Origin of the sequence: Caulobacter sp. B11 (genome assembly GCF_002737765.1) — a bacterium.
Taxonomy (GTDB): Bacteria; Pseudomonadota; Alphaproteobacteria; order Caulobacterales; family Caulobacteraceae; genus Caulobacter.
The window spans coordinates 1-2,781 of the sequence record NZ_PEGG01000201.1; the positions used below are offsets into that span (position 1 = coordinate 1).

Here is a 2,781-nt window from a genome sequence, read left to right on the forward strand (position 1 = left end):
AAAGCCAACGTGGTCGGCCTGCTGGAGGGTCGACTGATCGTGCAGCTGAAGGAAGACGGCCTGGGCGCAGGGCCGGCGACCTGGTGGCGACAACGCCTGACGCGGCCTTGACCTCCAGCCTGATCTTCTCGCCCTCGGCCCTGCAGTCGGTCGACCAGCTGACCGTCACCGACCATGTCGTGGTCGCGGCGGTCTATGACAATGTCAGGGGCGGGGTCGTCGCCTTCAGGCCGACGGGCGGCGCCTGGACCAAGGCCGCCCTGCCGGGCCTGCCCAACGCCTCGGTCTCTCTGGGCTCGCACGCCGACGAGGGCGACCAGATCTTCTACAGCGTCGAGGGCTTCACCACCCCGACCCAGCTGAAACTGGCCGACGCGGTCAGCGGCGCGTCCGAGACCGTCAAGGCTTTGCCCGCGCAGTTCGAGGGCGGCAATCTCGAGGTCGAGCAGAAGGTCGCCACCTCCAAGGACGGGACCAAGGTTCCCTATTTCCTGATCCATCCCAAGGGCCACAAACATGATGGCTCCAACCCGACCCTGCTGCACGCCTACGGCGGCTTCAACCTGTCGAAACTGCCGGTCTATGACCCGCTGATCGGCAAGCTGTGGCTGGAGAAGGGCGGCAGCTACGCCGTGGCCAATATCCGCGGCGGCGGCGAGTTCGGCCCCGCCTGGCACGACGCGGCCCTGAAGGAACACCGCCAGCGGGCCTTCGACGACTATTTCGCCGTCGCCGAGGACCTGATCGCCAAAAAGATCACCTCGCCGCGTCACCTGGGGGCCTATGGCCGCAGCAACGGCGGCCTGCTGATGGGCGTGGCCCTGACCCAGCGGCCCGAGCTGTGGAACGCGGTGGTGGTCGAAAGTCCGCTGCTGGACATGATCCGCTACACGGTGCTGCCGGCCGGGGCCTCGTGGATCGGCGAGTATGGCGACCCGGCCATACCGGCCGAGCGGGCCTGGATCGAGGCCTATTCGCCCTATCAGAACCTGAAGGCCGGGGTGAACTATCCGCTGGCCTATATCACCACCTCGACCAAGGACGACCGCGTCCACCCCGGCCATGCCCGCAAGTTCGCCGCAAGGCTGGACGACCTGAAGGTCGACCACCTCTATTTCGAGAACACCGACGGCGGTCACGCCAATGGCGCCGACCCCAGGTCCAACGCGCGCCGCTGGGCGCTGCACTACACCTACCTGGCACGCCAGCTGAGGGATCACTAAGTCTATGCGAAGCCTTATCCTTGCCCTCCTCGCATCCACGAGCCTCATGACCGCAGCGCACGCCGCCGATCCTGCCCCGCCCGCCAGTACTGAAGCGCGCACGCCGCTGTCTGAACTGGGCAAGGACGATCCCTACCTCTGGATGGAAGAGATCGAGGGAACCCGGGCCATGGACTGGGCCAAGGCCCAGAATGCTAAAACCCTGCCGGTGCTGCAGGGCGACGCGCGCTACGCCACCCTGGAAAGCCAGGCCCTGGCCATCCTCAACGCCAAGGACCGGGTGCCGGGCGTATCGTTCGCCGGCGACGGGTCCCTGCGCAATTTCTGGCAGGACGCCGACCATGTGCGCGGCCTGTGGCGCAAGACAGCGCTGGATAGCTACCGCACGGCCGAGCCGGTCTGGGAGACCATTCTCGACATCGACGCCCTGTCGAAGGCCGAGGGCGCCAACTGGGTGTTCAAGGGCGCCAGCTGCCTGCCGCCCGAAGACACCCGCTGTCTGGTCACCCTGTCGGACGGCGGCAAGGATGCTGTGACCGTCCGCGAGTTCGACACCGCGACGAAAAGCTTCGTCGCGGGCGGCTTCGCCCTGCCCGAAGGAAAACAAAACTATAGTTGGCTGGACAGGGACACCCTGCTGGTCGGCCGTGAATGGGAGCCGGGTCAGGTCACCAAGTCGGGCTATGCCTATGTGCTGAAGACCGTGAGGCGCGGCCAGCCCCTGAGCGCCGCCACCGAGCTGTTTCGGGGCGTCGAAACCGACGTGGCCGTCAGCCCGTTCGTGCTGCGCGACGCCGACGGCAAGGTGGTGGCGGTGATGGCCAGCCGCGGCGTCACCTTCTTCGAAAGCGAGTATCACCTGCTGACCGACCAGGGGTCGGTGAAGCTGGACCTGCCGCTCAAGGCCTCGATCCAGGGCTATGTCGCCGGCCAGATGGCGGTGCTGATGGAGCAGGACTGGCCGCAAAAGGGCTTCAAGACCGGCGACCTGATCAGCTTCGATCTCGCCGCCCTGAAGGCCGCCCCCACGACGGCCAAGGCCACTCTGGTTCTGCGTCCGACCGCGCGGCAGTCGGTGGAAAGCGTCACCACCACTCGCACCAAGCTGGTCGTGGCTCTGCTCGACAACGTCAAGGGCGCGGCCAAGGTCTTCACCCACGGCGCCCAGGGCTGGGCGGGCCAGGACCTGGCCCTGCCGGCCAATTCCTCGATCGGCCTGGGCTCGTCGGCCGAGACCGATGAGCGCCTGTTCGTCACCGTGACCGGCTACCTGGCCCCGACCACCTTCTGGCTGGCCGACGCCGGCACGCTGGGCCTGGAACAGGTCAAGGCCTCGCCGGCCCGCTTCGACGCCTCAACCCATGTGGTCGAGCAGTTCGAGGTCGCGTCGTCGGACGGGGTGAAGATCCCCTATTTCGTCGTGCGTCCCAAGGGCGTGAACTACGACGGAACCGCCCCGACCCTGCTCTACGCCTATGGCGGTTTCCAGGTGCCGATGACCCCGGCTATTCGGGGACGATGGGCAAGCTGTGGCTGGAGCGCGGCGGCACTTATGTTG

The 2,781-nt window shown here is 66.9% G+C and carries 2 pseudogenes; both read left to right on the forward strand.

The features are described 5' to 3' along the window. A pseudogene (locus CSW58_RS08980) lies at positions 1-1,223 on the forward strand (prolyl oligopeptidase family serine peptidase); the annotation flags it as partial. 4 nt (positions 1,224-1,227) lie between these two features. Next, positions 1,228-2,781, forward strand: a pseudogene (locus tag CSW58_RS08985) (S9 family peptidase); the annotation flags it as partial.